Genomic DNA, 21,918 nt, shown 5'->3' with positions numbered 1-21,918 from the left:
CGCCAGACAGTATTGCCCGCTGATTAATTCAATTCTTCGAGATTGCTTGCGGCAGCAAAGCCAGCAATTGCTGGGGAGTGTCGATCAGCGCATCCGCATCCCAGGATTCCGGTGCGCTTTCACCGCAATAACCCCAGGCGGCGGCTACGGTAACCATGCCGGCCGCGCGGCCAGCCTGGATATCGCGCAAGTCGTCGCCCACATACCAGCATTCCTGCGGCTGCAGCTTGAGGCGCCGCGCCGCTTCCAGCAGCGGCTCCGGATGGGGTTTTGCATGGGGCGTGGTGTCGCCGGAGATGATGCAATCCGCATCTCCCAGGCCGATCTGGGAAACCAGCGGATCAGTGAAGCGGGCCGCCTTGTTGGTGACTACACCCCAGCCGAGCCGGCGCTGGCGCAGGTCGCTGAGCAAGGCCGGTATGCCCTCGAACAGGGTGCTGTCGACCGCCAGCGCGGCGGCGTAATGGTCGAGGAAGCCGACCCGCAATTCTTCATAATCGGGATCGCCCGGTTTCAGGCCGAAGGCGGCGCCTATCATGCCGCGCGCGCCGGCCGAGGTATGCGGCCTGAGTTGTTCGTACGGGGTGCTGCTCAAGCCGCGGTCGCGGCGCAACCGGTTCAGTGCGGCAGCCAGGTCCGGGGCCGTGTCGGCAAGCGTACCGTCAAGATCAAACAGGATGGCGCGCGGCATTGGCAAGGGCATGGGGGTTCCTAAAATACGAGAAAACGACCGGTGCTGGTCAAGTGCGGCGCCGGCTGGAAGCAATTAGTCGGGCCAGTTAAGCAGGCCGGGTGCAAGCCATCAGGTAGTTGACGCTGGTGTCCTGGTTGAGCGAATAGATCTGGGTCAGCGGGTTGTAGCTCATGCCGCGCATGACATCTACCGTCAGCCCGGCGTTGCGGACGAATTGCGCCAGTTCTGCCGGCGTGATGAACTTGGCGTAGTCGTGCGTGCCCTTGGGCAGCATGCGCAGCAGGTATTCGGCCGCCAGCACTGCCTGCAGGTAGGCTTTCAGGTTGCGGTTCAGGGTCGAGAAGAACACTTGTCCGCCTGGTTTCACCAGCGTGGCGCAGGCGCGCACTATGGATGCCGGGTCGGGCACGTGCTCCAGCATTTCCATGCAGGTCACGACATCGAATTGCCCGGCTTCGCGGCCGGCCATTTCTTCGGCGGCGATTTTTTCATAACGGACCTGGACCCCGGATTCCAGGCTGTGCAGGTCGGCTACCTTCAGGGCTTTGTCGGAGAGGTCGATGCCGGTGACGACAGCGCCTTTGCGCGCCATGGATTCGGCCAGGATGCCGCCGCCGCAGCCGATATCGAGCACCTGCTTGCCGGCCAGCGCGGCGCGCGAGTTGATCCACTCCAGGCGCAAGGGATTGATTTCATGCAGAGGGCGGAATTCGGATTCGGGATCCCACCACCGGTGGGCCAGGTCGCTGAATTTCTTGAGTTCTGATGGGTCTGCGTTCATAGGTTGAATCATAGCTGGAAAGTGCGGTGTTGCGGTTTGTTGTCTGATTAAAAACCATCGCCGAAAGTTTCCGGGCTGGCTCGCTGCGCTTGTTTTTGTGCGAAAAAAAACCCCGCCGAGGCGGGGTTCTGATCGAGTCTGAATCGATTAGTTGGTACGTGTACCAACAACTTCGATTTCAACGCGACGGTTTTTAGCGCGGCCAGCAGCGGTCTTGTTGTCAGCGACCGGTTGCGACTTGCCCTTACCTTCGGTGTAAACACGGTTAGCTTCAACACCCTTGTGCACCAGGTATGCCTTGACAGCTTCAGCGCGGCGAACCGACAGCTTCTGGTTGTAAGCAACGGAGCCGATCGAGTCGGTGTGACCAACAGCGATGATGACTTCCAGGTTGATTGCGCCCAGTTTCGATGTCAGGTCATCCAGCTTGGCTTTGCCTTCTGGCTTCAGGACAGCTTTGTCGAAGTCAAAGAATGCGTCAGCAGCGAAAGTAACCTTTTGCGATACTGGAGCTGGTGGCGGAACTGGAGTCGGTGCTGGAGCTGGGGCTGGAGCCGGAGCTGCTTGAGCGATTTCGCCGTCGCAACCTGGGACCGAGTCAGCTGGTGTCCAGTAGCCGGTGTGCCAGCACAGACCGTACGGGTCACGTGCGATTACACCGCGTGCATCTTGCACGTAGGCGCTGTTAGGAGTAGCCGCCTGGATATCTTTGATTTCCTGCGCGGAGGCAGAGAGTGCGACGACTGCGGACGCAGCGAAGACGAGTTTTGCTAATTTATTCATGTTTCTCCTCTCGGTTGAGATATCCGCAGATTAACTGCGCAACTAATATACGACATCAAAAATTGGATAGTATCACGTGGTTCAGGCCGTTACATGTGGGATTGACCACACGCAATGAACTTGACCACCATTCTGCCACAGGCTTCAAGCGCTAGCGAAGGATGCCAAATGATCCAGCTCACGTTTTGCCTGCTTCGTTGTTTTCATACAACATAACATTATGAAAACATCACCACGGGCGACATCTTACATCGGCGCAAGAAAACTATCTATTTTATTTTAATTTGATTGCATTTTTATTACCACTCTGCGGTTCGGGGCCAGGCAGCTGACCAGTTTTTTGCGGCTCAACTTATTGCTGCATTGCAACATGGGATCGGACGCCCCGGCGCCGGCGGTTTCTATCTTGTTAGAGACCCCCTTGCTCTTCAAATAGCTGGCGACGTTGCCGGCGCGCTGCAGCGACAACTTGCGGTTATATGCCTCCGAGCCGAGGCGGTCGGTATGGCCGGTCACCAATATCAGGTCCGTGCTGGCGCAGTTTGCCAATTTGGCAATGATCTGCTGGTCGATGCGTTGCTTGGCCGCTTTGGTCAGGATTGCTTTGCCGAAACTGAAATTCTGGTCGCTGGCCAGCGTTACGCCGGCATCGCATTGCTGGGGCGCACTTGGCGGGGCAACTTCATTGCTGGCGATCATCGGATCGGCGACCAGGGCCGGCGCGCTGGCTTTCATCACCGGCGCCACCAGGGCGCCATCGCAACCGGTGACGGCATCATTCTGGTCCCAATAACCGGAGCGCCAGCACAAACCGTCCTGGCTGCGGACGACGGGGCCGTTTCCATCACGCACATAAGCACTTGTTTCAGGGGCGGCTTGCGATGCGGCGGATTGGGCGAAGCCGGGATGGGACGCAAGGACGAGGGCTGAACCCAGCAATAGGCTCAGCGCGATGGTATGACGCATAAATTGTTTCCTGATAGAAATGGTAAAGGCGGAATTGTTTCAGAATCGCCTGATTACCGGGCAAGGCGGCATTTAAACATATTTTTTCCGGAGGCCCGTTTTTCGGCCTTGATACACAGGATTCCCTCGTGCCTTCTGTAAAAAGCCGGGAACCGGCTTCCCCGCCGTGCTAAAATCATACGTCTTACGGCTATCATTCTCGGGTAGCCTTGGTAATGGGGGAACAGAGTATTGGAGAAATCCGCCGCGCTGCATTGGTCATGACTCTGGCCACAATTGCTGTTATTTGTAACTTAACCGTTTTATCTGATTAGTTGAGGACAGAGCCGCCCGGGTAGGGTAATTCGCCACGCTTCGGTGGCTCTTAAACCCTACCCGGGCGGCTCTGTCCCGCAATTAGAAAAATTAAAGACTCGCCGACTCGCTAATGGATCAATTCGCTAAAGAAACAATCCCAATTTCCCTCGAAGAAGAAATGCGCAAGAGCTATCTCGATTACGCGATGAGCGTGATCGTCGGCCGTGCGCTGCCGGATGTGCGTGACGGCCTCAAGCCGGTGCATCGCCGGGTCTTGTTCGCGATGCATGAAATGAACAACGTCTGGAACCGCCCGTTCGTGAAGTGCGCGCGCGTGGTCGGTGAGACCATGGGTAAATACCACCCGCACGGCGACGCGTCGATCTACGACACGCTGGTGCGCATGGCGCAGCCGTTCTCGCTGCGCTACATGCTGGTCGACGGCCAGGGCAACTTCGGTTCGATCGATGGCGACGGCGCGGCAGCGATGCGTTACACCGAGTGCCGCCTGGACAAGATCGCCGGCGAATTGCTGGCCGACCTCGACAAGGAAACTGTCGACTTCGTGCCTAACTACGACGGCAAGGAAAAAGAACCGTCGGTGCTGCCGACGCGCATCCCCAACCTGCTGATCAACGGCTCGTCCGGCATCGCGGTCGGCATGGCGACCAACATCCCGCCGCACAACCTGACCGAAGTCATCGACGGCGCGCTGCATGTGCTGCGCAACGCCGATTGCACCATCGATGAACTGATCGAAATCATCCCGGCGCCGGATTTCCCGACCGCCGGCATCATCTACGGCGTGTCCGGCGTGCGCGACGGTTACCGCACCGGCCGCGGCCGTGTGGTGATGCGCGCCAAGACCCATTTCGAAGAGTTCGGCCGCGAAGGCCGCACCGCGATCATCATCGACGAGCTGCCGTACCAGGTAAACAAGAAGGCCTTGCTGGAACGCATCGCCGAACTGGTGCGCGACAAGAAGCTGGAAGGCATTTCCGATCTGCGCGACGAGTCGGACAAGTCCGGCATGCGCGTGGTGATCGAGCTCAAGCGCGGCGAAGTGGCCGAGGTGGTGCTGAACAATCTGTACAAGCAGACCCAGCTGCAGGATACCTTCGGCATGAACATGGTGGCCCTGGTCGACGGCCAGCCGAAACTGCTGAACCTGAAGCAGATGCTGGAATGTTTCCTGTCGCACCGCCGTGAAGTCGTCACACGCCGCACCGTGTTCGAACTGCGCAAGGCGCGCGAACGCGGCCACGTGCTGGAAGGCCTGGCGGTAGCGCTGGCGAATATCGACGATTTCATTGCCCTGATCAAGGCTGCGCCGACGCCGCCGGTAGCGAAATCCGAACTGATGGCGCGCGCCTGGGATTCCTCCATGGTGCGCGAAATGCTGGCCCGCACCGGCGAGGAAAACCTCGGCGGCGTGGAAGCCTTCCGTCCGGAAAACCTGCCCAAGCATTACGGCATCCAGGCCGACGGCATGTATCGCCTGTCGGACGACCAGGCGCAGGAAATCCTGCAGATGCGTCTGCAACGCCTGACCGGCCTCGAGCAAGACAAGATCGTCAACGAGTACAAAGAAGTGATGGCGCAGATCGCCGACTTGCTGGATATCCTGGCCAAGCCGGAACGCGTCACCGTCATCATCACCGACGAGATGACTGCCGCCAAGAACGAATACGGCATCGGCAACAAGGATGAGCGCCGTTCGCAGATCGAGCACAATCCTACCGATCTCGGCACGGAAGACTTGATCACGCCGCAAGACATGGTGGTGACCTTGTCGCACACCGGCTACATGAAAGCGCAGCCGGTCTCTGAGTACCGCGCACAAAAACGCGGTGGCCGCGGCAAGCAAGCGATGGCGACCAAGGAAGACGACTGGATCGACCAACTGTTCGTCGGCAATACCCATGACTACATCTTGTGCTTCAGCAACCGCGGCCGTCTGTACTGGCTGAAGATCTGGGAAGTGCCGCAAGGTTCGCGCAATTCGCGCGGCAAGCCGATCGTCAACATGTTCCCGCTGCAGGATGGCGAGAAGATCACTGTGGTGCTGCCGTTGTCGGGCGCCAACCGCAGTTTCCCTGAAGACCGTTATGTCTTCATGTCGACCAGCTTGGGCACCGTCAAGAAAACGCCGTTGTCCGATTTCAGCAATCCACGCAAGGCCGGCATCATCGCGGTCGACCTGGATGAAGGCGATTTCCTGATCGGCGCTGCGCTGACCGACGGCCAGCACGACGTCATGCTGTTCTCCGATTCCGGCAAGGCAGTGCGCTTCGATGAAAACGATGTGCGTCCGATGGGCCGTACCGCGCGCGGCGTGCGCGGCATGAACCTGGAAGAAGGCCAGCAGGTCATCGCCTTGCTGGTTGCGGAAAATGAACAGCAATCGGTGTTGACCGCGACTGAAAACGGTTTCGGCAAACGTACTCCGATCACCGAGTACACGCGCCACGGCCGCGGCACCAAGGGCATGATCGCGATCCAGACCAGCGAGCGCAACGGCAAGGTGGTGGCGGCAACGCTGGTGGAACCTAGCGATGAAATCATCTTGATCACCACCGGCGGCGTCCTGATACGCACCCGCGTCGCGGAAATCCGCGAAATGGGCCGCGCTACCCAGGGCGTGACGCTGATCGCGGTGGAAGACGGCACCAAGCTGAGCGGTTTGCAGCGCGTGGTCGAATCCGACGCCGAGGTCGATGCTGAAGTGGAAGCCAGTGCTGAAGGCGATACCGGCAGCACGGCAGCCGGCGACGCTTCCGAGCCAGCAGCGGAGTAATAAAGCAAGCAGCGCGGTCCAGCCAGCCTGGGCCGCGCATTGCTTTCTGCGCATTGTTTTCTGCGCATTATTTTCTGTTTTACCGGTAATGCCGTAACAACACAGCAACGCCATCTGTTGGGCCAAAGTATTCAAAGAAATTCTACCTAGTGTCTGCAATTCCGGTTCTTTATCTGACGACATTCATCATGCCTATCTATAATTTTTCTGCTGGTCCTGCCGTGTTGCCAAAAGAGGTGCTGCAGCAAGCGGCCGCCGAAATGCTGGACTGGCAAGGCAGCGGCATGTCCGTGATGGAGATGAGTCATCGCGGTAAAGAGTTCATGTCTATCCTGGCGGCGGCGCAGCACGATTTCCGCGAGCTGTTCGCGGTGCCGGACAATTACAAGCTGCTGTTCATGCAAGGCGGGGCGATTGCCGAGAACGCGATCGTGCCGCTTAACCTGCTAGGCCGCGGCGGCCGCGCCCAGCCGGCGACCAGCGATTACATCAATACCGGTTCCTGGTCGACCAAGTCGCTGAAAGAAGCGCGGCGCTACGGCAACGTCAATGTCGCCGCCTCTTCCGAGGACAGCCATTTCGCGCAGATTCCCGAGCGCGACAGCTGGCAGCTGTCCAAGGATCCGGCTTACGTCCATCTCTGCACCAATGAAACCATCGACGGCGTCGAGTACCAGTTCACGCCGGATGTCGCCGCTGAAACCAACAACGCGCCGCTGGTGGCCGACATGTCGTCGCACATCCTGTCGCGCGTGGTGGACGTTTCCAAGTACGGCGTGATCTACGGCGGCGCGCAAAAGAATATCGGGCCGGCCGGGCTGACCCTGGTGGTGGTGCGTGAAGATTTGCTGGGCCATGCCTTGCCGGCCTGCCCGTCCGCGTTCAACTGGAAGATCGTGGCCGATAACGATTCCATGTACAACACGCCGCCGACCTATGCGATCTATATCGCCGGATTGGTGTTCCAGTGGCTCAAGCAGCAGGGCGGCGTGGCGGCGATGGAACAGCGCAATATCGCCAAGGCGACGCTGCTGTACGACTACCTCGATTCCAGCGACTTCTACCGCACCAAGATCGCTAGCAATTGCCGCTCGCGCATGAACGTGCCTTTCTTCCTGGCCGATGACGCGCTCAACGATGCTTTCTTGAGCGGCGCCAAGGAACGGGGTTTGCTGCAGCTGAAGGGCCATAAATCGGTGGGCGGCATGCGTGCTTCGATCTATAACGCCATGCCTTTGGAAGGTGTGCAGGCGCTGGTGGCGTATCTGCAGGAATTTGAAAAACAGCGCGGCTAACGCTTTGCGCCAGGCTAATTAGCAGAACCAGAGATAGAAACAACATGAGCGAAGACAAACTCCTACCCTTGCGTCAGCAGATCGACGCGATTGACGCCGAAATCCTGGCCTTGCTGAACCGCCGCGCGAAAATCGCGCAAGAGGTCGGTCACGTCAAGGCTGAGACCAATGCGCCGGTGTTCCGCCCTGAGCGCGAGGCGCAAGTCTTGCAAAAAGTCGCCGAACGCAATCCGGGACCGCTGCAGGGCGCCGATGTACAAACCATTTTCCGCGAAGTGATGTCGGCTTGCCGCGCGCTGGAAAAGCGCGTGACGGTGGCCTATCTGGGCCCGGCCGGCACCTTCAGCGAACAAGCGGTGTACCAGCAGTTCGGCCACGCAGTGGAAGGTCTGCCTTGCGTGTCGATTGACGAAGTGTTCCGTGCCACCGAAGCCGGCACTGCCGATTTCGGTGTCGCGCCGATCGAAAATTCTTCGGAAGGGGTGATCAACCGCACCCTCGATCTGCTGCTGCAAACCACGCTCAACATCAGCGGAGAAGTCTCGATCCCGGTGCATCACAGCCTGATGACCAAGGAAGGCACGATGACCGGCATCGCCCGCATCTGCGCCCACTCGCAAGCGCTGGCGCAATGCAATGCCTGGCTCAACCAGCACTACCCGAGTATTGAACGGCAGGCGGTAGCGTCGAACGCCGAAGCGGCACGCATGGCCAGCGAGAATGAAGCGGTGGCCGCGATTGCCGGCGAGATGGCTGCGCAGAAATACGACCTGCAGGTCGTCAGCGCGAATATCCAGGACGATCCGCACAACCGTACCCGGTTTGCCGTGGTGGGCCGCCTGCAGAACGGCGCCAGCGGCAAGGACCAGACGTCGTTGGTGCTGTCGGTGGCGAACAAGGCTGGCGCTGTCTACAAGCTGCTGGCGCCGCTCGCCAAGCATGGCGTGTCGATGACCCGCTTTGAGTCGCGGCCGGCGCGCATGGGTGCGTGGGAATACTATTTCTATGTCGACGTCGAAGGCCACGCAGCCGACGACAAGGTCGCCAAGGCACTGGACGAGCTGCAACAGAATGCGGCGTTCTACAAGCTGCTGGGATCGTATCCGCGCAGTTTCTGAAAAATAGCCGATAAGCAGTCAACAACACGTTTCGAAAGCAGACAATGTCAATTAAATTTGGTCCGGAATATGTACGCGCTATCGCCCCTTACCAGGGCGGCAAGCCGATTGCCGAAGTGGCGCGCGAATTCGGCCTGGACGAAGCCAAGATCATCAAGCTGGCCTCCAATGAAAATCCGCTGGGCATGCCGGAATCGGCCAAGGTTGCGATGCAAAAGGCCGTCGCCGATATCGGCCGTTATCCGGACGCCAACGGCTTCGACCTGAAGGCTGCGATCACCGCCAAATACGATGTGCCGTCGGAGTGGATCACGCTGGGCAACGGCAGCAACGACATCCTTGAGCTGGCTACCCACGCTTTTGTGCAGGCCGGGCAAGCCGCGATGTATGCGGAATATTCTTTTGTGGTGTATGCCTTGGCGACCCAGGCTGTCGGCGCCCGCGCCATCGTGGTCAAGGCCAAGGATTACGGCCATGACCTGGACGCCATGGCTGCCGCCATTACCGACGACACTAAGCTGATCTTCATCGCCAACCCGAACAATCCTACCGGCAGTTTCATCCCGGCAGCCGAACTGGAAGCATTCCTGGCGCGCGTACCGCCGCAAATCGTGGTGGTGCTGGATGAAGCCTACAATGAATACTTGCCGCCGGAACTGCAATACGAATCGATTTCCTGGGTACGCAAATATCCCAACCTGCTGGTCTCGCGCACCATGTCGAAAGCCTACGGCCTGGCCGGCTTGCGCATCGGTTTCGGCATCGCCCAGCCGGTGATCACCGACCTGCTGAACCGCATCCGCCAGCCGTTCAACGTCAACTCGCTGGCGCAGGCCGCCGCAGTGGCGGCCTTGAACGACACCGCTTTCCTGCAGCGCAGCGCGCAGCTGAACCGTGACGGCTATCGCCAGCTGACGCAGACTTTCGATGAGCTGGGCCTGGAGTACGTGCCTTCGTTCGGCAATTTCGTCATGGTCAAGGTCGGCGCCGACGAGGCTGCCGGCGCCCGCGTCAACCTGGCGCTGCTGAAGCAGGGCATCATCGTGCGCCCGGTCGCCAACTATGGCTTGCCGCAGTGGTTGCGCGTCACTATCGGCTTGCCGGATGAGAACGCAGCCTTCATCGATGCATTGAAAAAACTGCTGAGCTGACATCGACGTTGACTCTTAGCTTCGACTAATTTTTATTAAAGCATCATTCGTGTTCAAGAAAATCGCAATATTTGGCGTGGGGCTGATCGGTGGTTCATTTGCCCTGGCTTTGAAAAAAGCCGGGGCGGTGGAGCAGGTGGTCGGGGTAGGTCGTCAGCTTGAGACCTTGCAGCGCGCGCAGGAACTGGGAATCATCGACGCCATCGCCGGTTCGGTGGCCGATGCCGTCGCCGGCGCCGAGCTGATCCTGATCGCAGCGCCGGTGGCGCAGACTGGCGCTATCCTGGCCAGCATCGCGCCGCATCTGCAAGCCGGCACTATCGTTACCGACGCCGGCAGCACAAAATCCGATGTGGTGCTGGCGGCGCGCGCAACGCTGGGCGGCAAGATTGCCCAGTTTGTACCGGGACATCCGATCGCCGGCCGTGAACAGAATGGTCCCGAAGCGGCGCTGGCCGAGCTGTATGTCGGCAAGAAGGTAGTGCTGGCGCCGCTGCCGGAAAATGGCGAGCAGGATATCGCCCGGGTTGCCGCCGCTTGGCAGCAGTGCGGCGCCTTGATCCATCGCCTGTCGCCGCAGCAGCACGACGCCGTGTTTGCCGCGGTCAGCCATTTGCCGCATGTGCTGGCGTATGCGCTGGTGGACGATATCGCCAACAAGCCGCATGCGGCGTCGCTGTTCCAGTACGCAGCCAGCGGCTTTCGCGATTTCACCCGCATCGCCGGCTCGTCGCCGGAAATGTGGCGCGATATTTCACTGGCAAACCAGGCAGCCTTGCTGGGCGAGCTAGATGCCTACCTGCTGCAGCTGACCCGCTTGCGCGGCTTGCTGGCGGCCGGCGACGGCCCGGCGCTGGAAGCTGTCTACAGCAATGCGCAGCAAGCAAGGCACAGCTGGATCAGCGCCATCGAGGCGGCGGAACAACAGAACAAAGAAGGCGGTGACTAATGACTACGCAACGCAAGCTGCACTATCCAAAATACCTAGACCTGCATCCGGTAACACGGGTGCAAGGTACGGTCCGCCTGCCCGGTTCCAAGAGCATTTCCAACCGCACTTTGCTGCTGGCGGCCTTGGCTAACGGCACCACCCGGATCCATGACCTGCTGGCGTCCGACGATACGCTGGTCATGCTGATGGCGCTCAAGCAACTGGGCGTGGCCTGGGAACAGGCGGAAGGCACGCAGACGTATACCGTGCATGGCAGCGACGGCAGCTTCCCGGTGCACCAGGCTGACCTGTTCATGGGCAATGCCGGCACCGCGATCCGTCCGCTGACCGCGGCCTTGGCTGCGATGGGCGGCGACTATACCCTGCACGGCGTGGCGCGCATGCACGAGCGGCCGATCGGCGACCTGGTCGACGCCTTGAATGCCGTCGGCACCCGCATCGCCTACACCGGCGTTGCCGGCTACCCGCCGCTGCATATCCAGCGCGGCCAGCTGCATACTCAGCGCATGCAAGTGCGGGGCAATGTCTCCAGCCAGTTCCTGACGGCCTTGCTGATGGCGGCGCCGCTGATGGCGAAGCATGAGGCGGTAACCATAGAGGTAGTCGGCGAGCTGATTTCCAAGCCTTATATCGAAATCACCCTGAACCTGATGCAGCGTTTCGGCGTCAGCGTCGAGCGCGACGGCTGGCAGTCGTTTACCATCCCGGCCGGCCAGCAGTACCGGAGCCCGGACACCATCCACGTCGAAGGCGACGCTTCTTCCGCGTCGTATTTCCTGGCGGCCGGCGCGATCACCGGCGGTCCGTTGCGGGTGGAGGGAGTCGGCAACAACAGCATCCAGGGCGATGTCCGGTTTGTCGAAGCCTTGCAGCAGATGGGCGCTACCATCACCATGGGCGACAACTGGATCGAAGCGTCGTCGAACGGCGTGCTGAAAGCCATCGACGCCGATTTCAACCATATTCCCGATGCCGCGATGACGATTGCGGTGGCTGCCTTGTACGCCGATGGCCCCAGCACCTTGCGCAATATCGCCAGCTGGCGCGTCAAGGAAACCGACCGCCTCAGCGCCATGGCGACCGAGCTGCGCAAACTGGGCGCGACGATTGAAGAGGGCAGCGATTACCTGCGCGTGACGCCGCCGGCGCAACTGCAGGCCGCGGCGATCGATACCTATGACGACCATCGCATGGCGATGTGTTTTTCGCTGGCTTCGCTGGATGGCGCTGCGTTGCGGGGGACTGTGGTACGCATCAACGATCCGCAATGCGTCGCCAAGACCTTTCCTGACTATTTCACCGTGTTCGCGCAAATCGCCGAGCAGACTTTATTGTAAAGCGACGGGCCGCGCATGAACCTGACACTTGCCGATGTGCGCGATGTGTTGCACCAGGCAACTTATGACCGCGGCCAGGAATACGTGCGCCAGCGCCGTGTGCTTGCGGTGGAGCAGGACGGCGACGTCCTCAACGCCACGGTCCAGGGCAGCGGGAGCAACGTCTACCAGCAGGAAATCACGCTCTCCGTATTCCGCGATGCGCCGGATATCGACAGCGTCTGCTCCTGTCCGGTCGGCTCCAATTGCAAGCATGTGGCGGCGGCTCTGATTGAATACCTGCAGCGTCCGTCCACGGACCAGCTGCCGATCCCTGCCGCCAAGCTGGCGCAGCCGGCGGCGCCGATGATAAATCCGATAAAGCCGGCCGCCGGGCCCAAAGCCAGCCCGGCGCCGGTGCAAGCGCTGGCGCGGACCATGGAAGCCTGGCTGACACGGGTGGAAGGCGAAGTTTCCGCGGCCGGATCGGCGCCGGCGCAGCCATCCGGTTTGCGCCAGAAAGCCGCCACCCACCAAGTGCTGTTTGTATTGTCTGCCGCCTATAACGGCAAGAAAGCCGTGCTGCATTTATGCAAGGCGCAGCAGCGCCCGAACGGCCAATCGCTGTCGGCTCAGCCAGTGACCGACGTGCCGCGCCTGCTGTCCGATCCCGCCGTATTCCTGCGTCCGGAAGACCGCGACCTGATCGGCCTGTTCGTCGCCCAGAACGACGGCAACCATGCGCAGCACGCGGCTTGCGAATTGAGCGGCAAGCTCGGTGCGCAGCTGCTGCAGGCCTTGTTGCAGCAACAGCGCCTGTTATGGGCCAATTCCCTGGCGGACCTGGCCAAGGGCACCGCCTATCCTTTGCAGCTGGCCGCCACGCGCCGGGCTAGCCTGGCCTGGTACGAAACAGTGGAGGACAGCCGCGACGTGGTGCGCGACATGTGGCAGCTGGGCTGGCAATTCGAAGCGGAGCCGGGAACCGAGGGAAGATCGAGCCGCGAGGGTCAGAAGGTCGGCAAACATGTCGATTACCTGCTGCCGACCGAGCCGCCCTGGTATGTCGACAACCTGTCGTGCGGCGAGTTGGTGCTGCCGCAGCGCGACGCCAGGATTTCTAGCAAGGCGCTCAACGACCTGGTGATACAGGCGCCGCTGCTGGACCCTGACGACCGCCTGGCCGTCGCCCAGCAGCTGCTGGCCCAGGGCTTGAACGACGTGATCCCGTTCCCGCCGCAAGTGCCGCAGACGATCCGCAAGGATATCCGGCCGCAGCCTTTGCTGGTGCTGGGGAGTCTGCCCAGCGTCAGCAATCCGCTGATGCAGGATTTCGCCGAGCTGCATTTCCGCTACGACGGTGAAATCGCCTCGACCCAGTTCACGCCGACGCTGAGCCGCAATACGCCGGCCGGCATCGAACAGATCGTGCGCGACCAGGATGCCGAGAATGTGTTTACCCAGGCGTTGCTGGCGCTTGGCATGCTACCGCTTCAAGATACGCAACACCCGCTGGCGATGATGCCCGGCATGTTCATGCAGCCGGACCAGTCGTCCTGGCTGCGGTTCGCGAAAGAGGGTTTGCCGCAGCTGGCGAGCCAGGGATGGCTGATCGACAAGCGGGCGGAATACCGTTTCGATGTGGTTGCGGTGGACGACTGGTACGCCGAGATCGACGAAGCGGAAGGCCAGCCGGGCAACGCTTCCTTCGATCTGGAACTGGGCATCGTCGTCAATCACCAGCGGGTTCCTTTGCTGCCCTTGTTGGTCGACCTGATCCGCCACGCGCCCCAGGATTTCGATCCGCGCACCATGGCGCTGCGCGACGACCAGGACGAACTGCTGGTGCGTTTATCCGACGGCATCCATGTCGCCATGCCGTGGGGCAGGATCAAACCTATCCTGAATACCTTGGGCGAACTGTATTTCGCCGAAAAATCGGATGGCCCGGTGCGCCTGTCGGCGCTCGACGCCGCCCGCCTGGCGGAACTGGAGGCCGGCGCCAAGCTGCGCTGGGTAGGCGGCGACCGCCTGCGCAGCATGGGACAAAAACTGCATACCTTCGGCGGCGTCAAGAAAATCGCGGCGCCGGCCGGCCTGCAGGCGACCTTGCGCGATTACCAGCTGGAAGGCCTGGCGTGGATGCAGTTCCTGCGCGAATACGACCTGGCCGGCATCCTGGCCGACGACATGGGGCTGGGCAAGACGGTGCAGACCCTGGCCCACATCCTGGTCGAAAAACAGAGCGGCCGCCTGACCGCGCCGGCGCTGGTGATTGCGCCTACCAGCCTGATGGACAACTGGCAGCAGGAAGCGCTGCGTTTTGCGCCCGAGCTGCGGGTGCTGGTGCTGCAGGGGAAACAGCGGCTGGAGCAGTTCGATCAGGTCGGCCAGTTCGACCTGGTCCTGACCACCTATGCCTTGCTGCCGCGCGACGAAGAACACTGGCGCCGGCATGCATTCCATTTGCTGATCCTGGACGAGGCGCATTACATCAAGAATCCCCGCTCCAAAGTGGCGCAGAGCGCGGCCTTGCTGAACGCCCGTCATCGCCTCTGCCTGACCGGCACGCCGGTGGAAAACCACCTGGGCGAACTGTGGGCGCAATTCCATTTCCTGCTGCCGGGTTTGCTGGGCGACGAAAAAACCTTCAACCGCGATTTCCGGCAGCCGATCGAGAAACATAGCGACGCCACCCGGCGCGCCTTGCTGGTTCGTCGCATCAAGCCTTTCCTGCTGCGCCGGACCAAGGACAAGGTAGCCAAGGAGCTGCCGCCGAAAACCGAGATGCTGCGTTCGGTGACGCTGAGCGGCGCGCAACGTGACCTGTACGAAAACGTGCGGCTGGTGATGGACAAGAAGGTGCGTGAAGAAGTCGCCAAGAAAGGCGTCGCCCGCAGCCATATCGTGATCCTCGAAGCCTTGCTGAAATTGCGCCAGGCGTGCTGCGATCCGCGTCTGCTCAAGACCGACCTGCCAGAAACACAGGCGGAAGCAGGGAAAGAGGCGGACGAAATACCGTCAGCCAAGCTGCTGGAGCTGCTGGAAATGGTCGACGAGCTGCGCCAGGAAGACCGGCGTATCCTGGTGTTTTCGCAATTTACCAGTATGCTGGCCCTGATTGCCGCCGAACTGCGCCAGCGCGACATCGGCTATGCCATGCTGACCGGCGCTACGCTGGACCGGGCGGAGGCGGTGCGCAGCTTCCAGGACGGCGAAGTGCCGGTGTTCCTGATCAGCCTCAAGGCCGGCGGCGTCGGCCTCAACCTGACCGCGGCCGATACCGTGATCCATTACGATCCGTGGTGGAATCCGGCGGCGGAAAGCCAGGCTACCGATCGCGCCTGGCGCATCGGCCAGGACAAGCCGGTATTCGTGTACAAGCTGATCGCCAAGGGCACGGTAGAGGAAAGCATCCAGCTGCTGCAGCAGAAGAAAGCCGGCCTGGCACAAGCCATGCTATCCCCTGAAGGCGAGACCCAGAACATCGGATTGACGCAAGACGACTTGCAGGCAATCTTTGCACCCTTGGCTGCGCCTTTGGGCGAATAACGGAAAAATTCTTTCTGACAATAATTTTTATCAATCCATCACTGTCGAGTATCCCTATGTCTAATCCACCCATTCCCGTCATCACCATCGATGGCCCAACGGCATCCGGCAAAGGCACGGTGGCGCAGCGGGTGGCGCAGCACCTGGGATTCCATTACCTCGATTCGGGCGCCTTGTATCGCCTGACGGCCTTATCGGTGATGCGGCGCGCTAATGGGAACCCCATCCCGCTCGACGATGAGCACGCTCTGGCCAAGGCGGCCGAGCATTTGCATTGCCATTTCAGCGGCGCCCACATTTTCCTGGCGAACGAGGATGTGTCGAACGATATCCGGGCCGAAGCAGTCGGCAACCTGGCCTCGAAAATTGCCGCCATACCAACGGTGCGGCAGGCTTTATACGGCTTGCAGTTGAGTTTTCGGCAACATCCCGGGCTGGTGGCCGACGGCCGTGACATGGGCACCGTGATTTTTCCGCACGCCGGCCTGAAAGTGTTTTTGACCGCCAGTGTCGAAGCGAGGGCTTTGCGGCGCTATAAGCAATTGATTGACAAGGGTTTTTCTGCTAATATGGAAGACCTCTCAAAGGATTTGACGGAGCGTGATGCGCGCGATAGCAACCGCAGCTCGGCGCCGTTGAAGGCCGCGGAAGGGGCGTATCTGCTGGATACTTCTGCAATGACTGCCGATCAGGCGGTGGCACAAGTGCTCGAATGGTATGCCGCTGCCAAGGCACTGCATGCGCAGTCTGAATGAGTAGTGTGAGAGGTGTTTTAGTCTCAAACATGAGTTAATACGTTGTTTTTTTGCAGCACCTTGGTGTCCGGCCTGACGCAAAGTCTGTCCGGACGTTGAAAAACCTAACCCTTTATTGACCGCATACTAGTAAGTACCTTGCGCGGCAATACTGGCCAACTAGTCAAAACTATGTCCATCACTGTTCTGTCCCCTGCATCTGCCGGCGCTGACGCTTTCGCCGCGCTGTTTGAAGAATCGCTGTCACGTCAAGACATGCGTTCTGGTGAAGTGATTTCTGCTGAAGTCGTGCGCCTTGACCATAACTTCGTTATCGTCAACGCAGGCCTCAAGTCGGAAGCCTTCATTCCAATCGAAGAATTTAAAAATGACAACGGCGAACTCGAAGTAGCTGTCGGCGATTTCATCTCCGTCGCAATCGAATCGCTGGAAAACGGTTTCGGCGACACCATCCTGTCGCGCGACAAGGCCAAGCGTCTGGCATCGTGGCTCTCGCTGGAAAAAGCGATGGAGTCCGGCGAGATCGTTACCGGTACTGTCAATGGCAAGGTCAAGGGCGGCCTGACTGTCCTGACCAACGGCATCCGTGCCTTCCTGCCGGGTTCGCTGGTCGACACCCGTCCGGTCAAGGACACTACGCCGTTCGAAGGCAAGACCATGGAATTCAAGGTCATCAAGCTCGATCGCAAGCGCAACAACGTCGTGTTGTCGCGCCGTGCGGTTATCGAAGCTTCGATGGGCGAAGAGCGCCAGAAGCTGATGGAAACCCTGAAAGAAGGCACCATCGTCACCGGCGTCGTCAAGAACATCACCGACTACGGCGCGTTCGTGGACCTGGGCGGCATCGACGGCCTGCTGCACATCACCGACCTGGCATGGCGTCGTGTGCGTCATCCTTCGGAAGTGCTGACGGTCGGTCAAGAGATCACTGCCAAGGTTCTGAAGTACGATCAAGAAAAGAATCGCGTTTCCCTGGGCGTCAAGCAACTGGGCGACGATCCTTGGACCGGTCTGTCCCGTCGTTACCCGCAAAGCACCCGCCTGTTCGGTAAAGTCACCAACCTCACCGACTACGGCGCATTCGTCGAAGTCGAACAAGGTATCGAAGGCCTGGTCCACGTTTCCGAAATGGATTGGACCAACAAGAACGTGGCGCCAAACAAGGTTGTCCAACTGGGCGACGAAGTTGAAGTCATGGTTCTGGAAATCGACGAAGACCGCCGCCGTATCAGCCTGGGCATGAAGCAGTGCAAGGCTAATCCTTGGGACGACTTCGCTGTTACCCATAAAAAGGGCGACAAGGTCAAGGGCGCGATCAAATCGATCACCGACTTCGGCGTGTTCATCGGCCTGGCCGGCAACATCGACGGTCTGGTGCATCTGTCGGATCTGTCCTGGACTGAAACCGGCGAAGAAGCCGTTCGCCGCTTCAAGAAGGGTGACGAGCTGGAAGCCATCGTGCTGGCAATCGACGTTGAGCGCGAGCGCGTTTCCCTGGGCGTCAAGCAGCTGGAAGGCGATCCATTCAACAACTTCGCTGCAATGAACGACAAGGGCGCACTGGTTTCCGGTACCGTCAAGTCGGTCGAGCCTAAGGGCGCAGTGATCCAGTTGTCGGATGAAGTCGAAGGCTACCTGCGCGCTTCCGAAATCTCCCGCGATCGCGTGGAAGATGCCGGTACGCACCTGAAGGTCGGCGACACAGTCGAAACCATGGTCATCAACATCGATCGCAAGGCTCGCAGCATCCAGCTGTCGATCAAGGCGAAAGACAATGTTGAAACGCAAGAAGCAATGCAAAAGCTGTCCTCGGCTTCGGACTCCAATGCAGCTTCCGGCACAACCAGCCTGGGCGCTCTGTTGAAGGCCAAGCTCGATAACAGCAAGAACTAAGCAATACTTAAAGTAAGCGAGTCAAGCTAATGACAAAGTCGGAGCTGATTGCCCGCTTGGCCGAACGTTATCCGCAACTGGTAGCCAAGGATGCGGATTACGCGGTGAAAACCATACTCGATGCAATGGCCGATGCTTTGTCGACCGGCCAGCGTATCGAGATTCGTGGATTCGGCAGTTTTGCGCTGAATCGGCGGCCACCGCGGATCGGGCGCAATCCCAAGTCCGGCGACAAGGTGATGGTGCCCGAAAAACGGGTGCCGCATTTCAAGCCAGGCAAGGAATTGCGTGAGCGCGTTGATGCCATGGTCGGGCAACCGATCCGGGAAGACTGAGTCATCAGTTTTGTACAAGCAGCTTGTACGAGCAAAATAGAAACGGCATCTTCGGATGCCGTTTTTTTTACATGGGACAGCCCTATAATTTCGCATCATTTAAAGTTATATTGTTTGTGTATTTGGTGGGGATTTGCAAAAATGACAATGGTAGCGCCAATCGTCGGCAAATTCAGCTACACCATTATCCAATCACACGGAAAGGCATCATGAAAATCATTTCCCGAATTCTTTCGATCTTGCTGTTTGTTGTATTTTTCGGCTTCGCCTTGCAGAACAAGGGCAATGTCGACCTGCAGTTCTTCCCAGGCACGACCATCCAGGGGCCGCTGGTGCTGTTTTTGCTGGGGTTCTTTGTCTTCGGCGCGATCCTTGGCGTGCTGGCGATGGCGCCGTCGGTATTCCGTCACCGCCGCAATGCTACAAAAACCAAAAAAGCCCTGAGCTCGATGCAAAAAGAGCAAGAGGCGCAGCGTCTGGCAGAGTCACAAGCACCGCAACCGGACAGCATCAAGAATATATAATGCCGCTAGGTATCAACTTGCCGCCTTATGCTACGGCGGCAGCTTGTCGGCATCTCCACACCTGACGTTCAGGTCACGCATAAAGCACAACAGCCCGTATGGAATTTGAAATTTGGTGGTTACTCGGTATCCCGGTCTTTTTTGGATTAGGCTGGATTGCCGCGCGGGTCGATATCAATCAGCTGATATCCGAATCACGCAGCTTGCCCCGCGGTTATTTCAAGGGTTTGAATTTCCTGCTTAACGAGCAGCCGGACAAAGCCATCGACGCCTTCATCGAAATCGTCAAGCTCGATCCGGAAACCGCAGAACTGCATTTCGCCCTGGGCAACCTGTTCCGCCGCCGCGGCGAAACCGAGCGCGCGATCCGGGTCCACCAGAATCTGCTGGCGCGTCCCGACCTGGCGCAGGAACATCGCCTGCATGCCCAATACGAGCTCGGGCAGGATTACCTGAAAGCCGGTTTGCTGGATCGCGCCGAAGAGAGCTTCAACCTGCTTGCCGGCAGCCAGTACGGCGCGCAAGCGGGACGCGCCTTGCTGGAGATCTACCAGCGCGAAAAAGAATGGCTGCGGGCGATCGAAGCGGCCCAGACCTTGCAGCAATCGGGCGCCGGCGGCCGGCAAAAGGAAATCGCGCAGTTTTATTGCGAACTGGCGCAGGATGAGCTGGTGGATGGCCGTCCCGAAGCCGCCATGTCCCTGCTGGAAAAAGCACTGAGCAACGACCGCAACAGCGTACGCGCCACCATGCTGCTGGGCGATGTGTATCTGGCGCAGGGCGACGTCGAGGCGGCCCTGCATGTCTGGCGCCGGGTCGAGCAGCAAAGCGTGCCGCACGTGGCGCTGGTGGCGCAGCGCCTGATGGATGGCTACCGCGCCGTCGGCCGGCCGCATGAAGGCGTCAGCCTGCTGCGCTCCTACCTGGCCGAGGCATCTTCCATCGATTTGCTGGAAGTGGTGTTCAAGGCGGTGCTGGAGCTGGACGGCGTGGAAGCCACCAACCAGCTGGTGAGCGATGAGCTGCGCCGTACGCCGACCCTGCTCGGGCTGGACAAGCTGCTGGAAGCGCGTCTGATGAAAATAACCCCGGAAATGCATACCGAACTGTCGGTAGTCAAGAACCTGGTGCATGGCTATACGCAGAAGCTGGCGCGCTACCAGTGCAGCCACTGCGGTTTCAAGGCGCGCCAGTTCTATTGGCAGTGCCCGGGCTGCAGCCGCTGGGAAACCTACCCGCCGCGCCGCACGGAAGAACTGAACGTAATGAATTAAAACCCGCCGGCCCGCTACGCCATATCGGGCAGCGCATTCACGGAACAACATGAAAATTACTATTATCGGTACCGGTTATGTCGGTTTGGTCACAGGCGCATGCCTGGCCGAACTGGGCAACGATGTCTTCTGCCTCGACCTGGATCAGAACAAGATCGCGCTACTCAACAGCGGCGGCATCCCGATCCACGAACCGGGCCTGGCGGAAATCGTCAGCCGCAACCGCGCTGCCGGACGCCTGCATTTCTCTACCGATATCGCCGCCAGCGTGGCCCATGGCCAGGTGCAGTTCATTGCGGTGGGCACGCCGCCGGACGAAGATGGTTCGGCCGACCTGCAGTACGTCCTGGCGGCCGCGCGCAACATCGGCAAACATATGACCGGCTTCAAGGTCATCGTCGACAAATCGACTGTGCCGGTCGGGACTGCTGACAAGGTTAGCGTCGCGATCCAGGAAGAACTGGGCGCGCGCAAGCTGGCCGGCGCGGCATTGCAGTTTTCCGTCGTCTCCAATCCGGAGTTCCTGAAAGAGGGCGCGGCAGTCGAAGATTTCATGCGCCCCGACCGCATCGTCATCGGCTGCGACGAAAGCGCTTCGGGCCAGCAGGCGCAAGCGCTGATGAAGCAGCTGTACCTGCCTTTCAACCGCAACCACGAACGTACTTTCTGGATGGATGTGCGTTCCGCCGAATTCACCAAATACGCAGCGAATGCGATGCTGGCGACCCGCATCTCGTTCATGAACGAACTGGCCAACTTGGCCGACAAGGTCGGCGCCGACATCGAAGCCGTGCGCCACGGCATCGGTTCCGATCCGCGCATCGGCTACAGTTTCCTGTATGCCGGCTGCGGCTACGGCGGCTCCTGTTTCCCCAAGGATGTACAGGCGCTGGAACGCACGGCGCGTGCCTACGGCCAGGAACTGCATATCCTGCGCGCGGTGGAGCAGGTCAACAACAACCAGAAGCATGTGCTGGGACAAAAGATAGGCGAGCGTTTCGGCGCCGATTTGAGCGGCAAGCATTTTGCGCTGTGGGGCCTGGCGTTCAAGCCGAATACCGACGACATGCGCGAAGCTTCGTCGCGGGTGCTGCTGGGCGAACTGATCGCGCGCGGCGCCACGGTGGCGGTGCATGACCCGGTGGCGATGGCCGAGGCCAAGCGGGTGCTGGCGCTGGATCTTGCCGCGAGTCCCGGCGCCTTCGAGCGCATCCGGTTTTGCGACAACCAGACAGACGCCCTGCAAAACGCCGACGCCCTGGTGATCGTGACGGAGTGGAAAACCTTCCGCAGTCCTGATTTCGACCAGGTGAAGACCCTGCTCAAGACGCCTATCGTCTTCGACGGCCGTAACCTGTATGAACCCGCGGTAATGGGCGAGCTGGGTTTTGAATATTACGGCATCGGCCGTTCGGTGCTGGCGCGCGGATAAGAA

At 59.9% G+C, this 21,918-nt stretch carries 17 protein-coding genes; 13 read left to right on the top strand and 4 right to left on the bottom strand.

Annotated features, from left to right (window positions below; all coding sequences use genetic code 11):
* Positions 1 to 28: 28 nt before the first annotated feature.
* The 4 genes from CFU_RS19590 to CFU_RS19575 form a co-directional block, all read right to left on the bottom strand.
* Positions 29 to 703 (bottom strand): HAD family hydrolase, encoded by a 675-nt coding sequence (locus tag CFU_RS19590; protein ID WP_041742486.1) that lies wholly within the window; start codon positions 701 to 703, stop codon positions 29 to 31.
* Between the two features lie 76 nt (positions 704 to 779).
* The gene (gene ubiG, locus CFU_RS19585; RefSeq protein WP_041742485.1) at positions 780 to 1,475 is read right to left on the bottom strand and encodes a bifunctional 2-polyprenyl-6-hydroxyphenol methylase/3-demethylubiquinol 3-O-methyltransferase UbiG; all 696 of its coding nucleotides are present in this window, start codon (positions 1,473 to 1,475) and stop codon (positions 780 to 782) included.
* 147 nt (positions 1,476 to 1,622) lie between these two features.
* The gene (gene ompA, locus CFU_RS19580) at positions 1,623 to 2,258 is read right to left on the bottom strand and encodes an outer membrane protein OmpA (protein WP_014007734.1); all 636 of its coding nucleotides are present in this window, start codon (positions 2,256 to 2,258) and stop codon (positions 1,623 to 1,625) included.
* Between the two features lie 279 nt (positions 2,259 to 2,537).
* Positions 2,538 to 3,224, bottom strand: coding sequence for an OmpA family protein (locus CFU_RS19575; RefSeq protein ID WP_014007733.1), 687 nt, complete (start codon positions 3,222 to 3,224; stop codon positions 2,538 to 2,540).
* Positions 3,225 to 3,651: 427 nt separating this feature from the next.
* Here CFU_RS19575 and gyrA point away from each other — a divergent pair, with 427 nt between their 5' ends.
* The 13 genes from gyrA to CFU_RS19510 all read left to right on the top strand — a co-directional run bounded on the left by gyrA (position 3,652) and on the right by CFU_RS19510 (position 21,915).
* The gene (gene gyrA / locus CFU_RS19570) at positions 3,652 to 6,318 is read left to right on the top strand and encodes a DNA gyrase subunit A (RefSeq protein ID WP_014007732.1); all 2,667 of its coding nucleotides are present in this window, start codon (positions 3,652 to 3,654) and stop codon (positions 6,316 to 6,318) included.
* Between the two features lie 188 nt (positions 6,319 to 6,506).
* Complete coding sequence (serC, locus tag CFU_RS19565; RefSeq protein WP_041742484.1) at positions 6,507 to 7,613, top strand: 3-phosphoserine/phosphohydroxythreonine transaminase; 1,107 nt, start codon at positions 6,507 to 6,509, stop codon at positions 7,611 to 7,613.
* A 44-nt stretch (positions 7,614 to 7,657) separates the two neighbouring features.
* A complete protein-coding gene (gene pheA, locus CFU_RS19560; RefSeq protein WP_014007730.1) occupies positions 7,658 to 8,731 on the top strand; it encodes a prephenate dehydratase in 1,074 nt (357 codons plus the stop codon).
* A gap of 44 nt (positions 8,732 to 8,775) precedes the next feature.
* Complete coding sequence (hisC, locus tag CFU_RS19555) at positions 8,776 to 9,882, top strand: histidinol-phosphate transaminase (protein ID WP_014007729.1); 1,107 nt, start codon at positions 8,776 to 8,778, stop codon at positions 9,880 to 9,882.
* Between the two features lie 49 nt (positions 9,883 to 9,931).
* Complete coding sequence (locus CFU_RS19550) at positions 9,932 to 10,831, top strand: prephenate dehydrogenase (RefSeq protein WP_014007728.1); 900 nt, start codon at positions 9,932 to 9,934, stop codon at positions 10,829 to 10,831.
* The gene (aroA, locus tag CFU_RS19545) at positions 10,831 to 12,171 is read left to right on the top strand and encodes a 3-phosphoshikimate 1-carboxyvinyltransferase (RefSeq protein ID WP_041742483.1); all 1,341 of its coding nucleotides are present in this window, start codon (positions 10,831 to 10,833) and stop codon (positions 12,169 to 12,171) included. Before CFU_RS19550 ends, aroA begins: the two co-directional genes overlap by 1 nt.
* Positions 12,172 to 12,186: 15 nt before the next feature.
* Positions 12,187 to 15,702: a DEAD/DEAH box helicase gene (locus CFU_RS19540; RefSeq protein WP_014007726.1), complete on the top strand. Its 3,516-nt coding sequence runs from the start codon at positions 12,187 to 12,189 to the stop codon at positions 15,700 to 15,702.
* A gap of 56 nt (positions 15,703 to 15,758) precedes the next feature.
* Complete coding sequence (cmk, locus tag CFU_RS19535) at positions 15,759 to 16,457, top strand: (d)CMP kinase (protein WP_014007725.1); 699 nt, start codon at positions 15,759 to 15,761, stop codon at positions 16,455 to 16,457.
* 171 nt (positions 16,458 to 16,628) lie between these two features.
* Positions 16,629 to 18,350: a 30S ribosomal protein S1 gene (gene rpsA, locus CFU_RS19530; protein WP_014007724.1), complete on the top strand. Its 1,722-nt coding sequence runs from the start codon at positions 16,629 to 16,631 to the stop codon at positions 18,348 to 18,350.
* Positions 18,351 to 18,379: 29 nt separating this feature from the next.
* Entirely contained in the window at positions 18,380 to 18,685 is a 306-nt protein-coding gene (locus tag CFU_RS19525) for an integration host factor subunit beta (RefSeq protein ID WP_014007723.1), read from the top strand.
* Positions 18,686 to 18,894: 209 nt separating this feature from the next.
* Positions 18,895 to 19,209 (top strand): LapA family protein, encoded by a 315-nt coding sequence (locus CFU_RS19520; protein WP_041742482.1) that lies wholly within the window; start codon positions 18,895 to 18,897, stop codon positions 19,207 to 19,209.
* Between the two features lie 98 nt (positions 19,210 to 19,307).
* A complete protein-coding gene (lapB, locus tag CFU_RS19515; RefSeq protein ID WP_014007721.1) occupies positions 19,308 to 20,483 on the top strand; it encodes a lipopolysaccharide assembly protein LapB in 1,176 nt (391 codons plus the stop codon).
* Between the two features lie 49 nt (positions 20,484 to 20,532).
* On the top strand, positions 20,533 to 21,915 hold the full coding sequence (locus tag CFU_RS19510; protein WP_014007720.1) for a UDP-glucose dehydrogenase family protein: 1,383 nt from the start codon (positions 20,533 to 20,535) through the stop codon (positions 21,913 to 21,915).
* The last annotated feature ends 3 nt before the right edge of the window (positions 21,916 to 21,918 follow it).

The sequence above is a fragment of the Collimonas fungivorans Ter331 genome (assembly GCF_000221045.1).
In the GTDB taxonomy this organism is placed as follows: Bacteria; Pseudomonadota; Gammaproteobacteria; order Burkholderiales; family Burkholderiaceae_D; genus Collimonas; species Collimonas fungivorans_A.
Note: the sequence above shows the minus strand (reverse complement) of the source record. Positions and strands in the feature narration are given on the sequence as shown.

Bases quoted from the DNA above. Each gene is read 5' to 3' on its own strand.
- CFU_RS19590 (WP_041742486.1), bottom strand. From the start codon at position 703: ATGCCCTTGCCAATGCCGCGCGCCATCCTGTTTGATCTTGACGGTACG.
- ubiG (WP_041742485.1), bottom strand. From the start codon at position 1,475: ATGAACGCAGACCCATCAGAACTCAAGAAATTCAGCGACCTGGCCCAC.
- ompA (WP_014007734.1), bottom strand. From the start codon at position 2,258: ATGAATAAATTAGCAAAACTCGTCTTCGCTGCGTCCGCAGTCGTCGCA.
- CFU_RS19575 (WP_014007733.1), bottom strand. From the start codon at position 3,224: ATGCGTCATACCATCGCGCTGAGCCTATTGCTGGGTTCAGCCCTCGTC.
- gyrA (WP_014007732.1), top strand. From the start codon at position 3,652: ATGGATCAATTCGCTAAAGAAACAATCCCAATTTCCCTCGAAGAAGAA.
- serC (WP_041742484.1), top strand. From the start codon at position 6,507: ATGCCTATCTATAATTTTTCTGCTGGTCCTGCCGTGTTGCCAAAAGAG.
- pheA (WP_014007730.1), top strand. From the start codon at position 7,658: ATGAGCGAAGACAAACTCCTACCCTTGCGTCAGCAGATCGACGCGATT.
- hisC (WP_014007729.1), top strand. From the start codon at position 8,776: ATGTCAATTAAATTTGGTCCGGAATATGTACGCGCTATCGCCCCTTAC.
- aroA (WP_041742483.1), top strand. From the start codon at position 10,831: ATGACTACGCAACGCAAGCTGCACTATCCAAAATACCTAGACCTGCAT.
- CFU_RS19540 (WP_014007726.1), top strand. From the start codon at position 12,187: ATGAACCTGACACTTGCCGATGTGCGCGATGTGTTGCACCAGGCAACT.
- cmk (WP_014007725.1), top strand. From the start codon at position 15,759: ATGTCTAATCCACCCATTCCCGTCATCACCATCGATGGCCCAACGGCA.
- rpsA (WP_014007724.1), top strand. From the start codon at position 16,629: ATGTCCATCACTGTTCTGTCCCCTGCATCTGCCGGCGCTGACGCTTTC.
- CFU_RS19525 (WP_014007723.1), top strand. From the start codon at position 18,380: ATGACAAAGTCGGAGCTGATTGCCCGCTTGGCCGAACGTTATCCGCAA.
- CFU_RS19520 (WP_041742482.1), top strand. From the start codon at position 18,895: ATGAAAATCATTTCCCGAATTCTTTCGATCTTGCTGTTTGTTGTATTT.
- lapB (WP_014007721.1), top strand. From the start codon at position 19,308: ATGGAATTTGAAATTTGGTGGTTACTCGGTATCCCGGTCTTTTTTGGA.
- CFU_RS19510 (WP_014007720.1), top strand. From the start codon at position 20,533: ATGAAAATTACTATTATCGGTACCGGTTATGTCGGTTTGGTCACAGGC.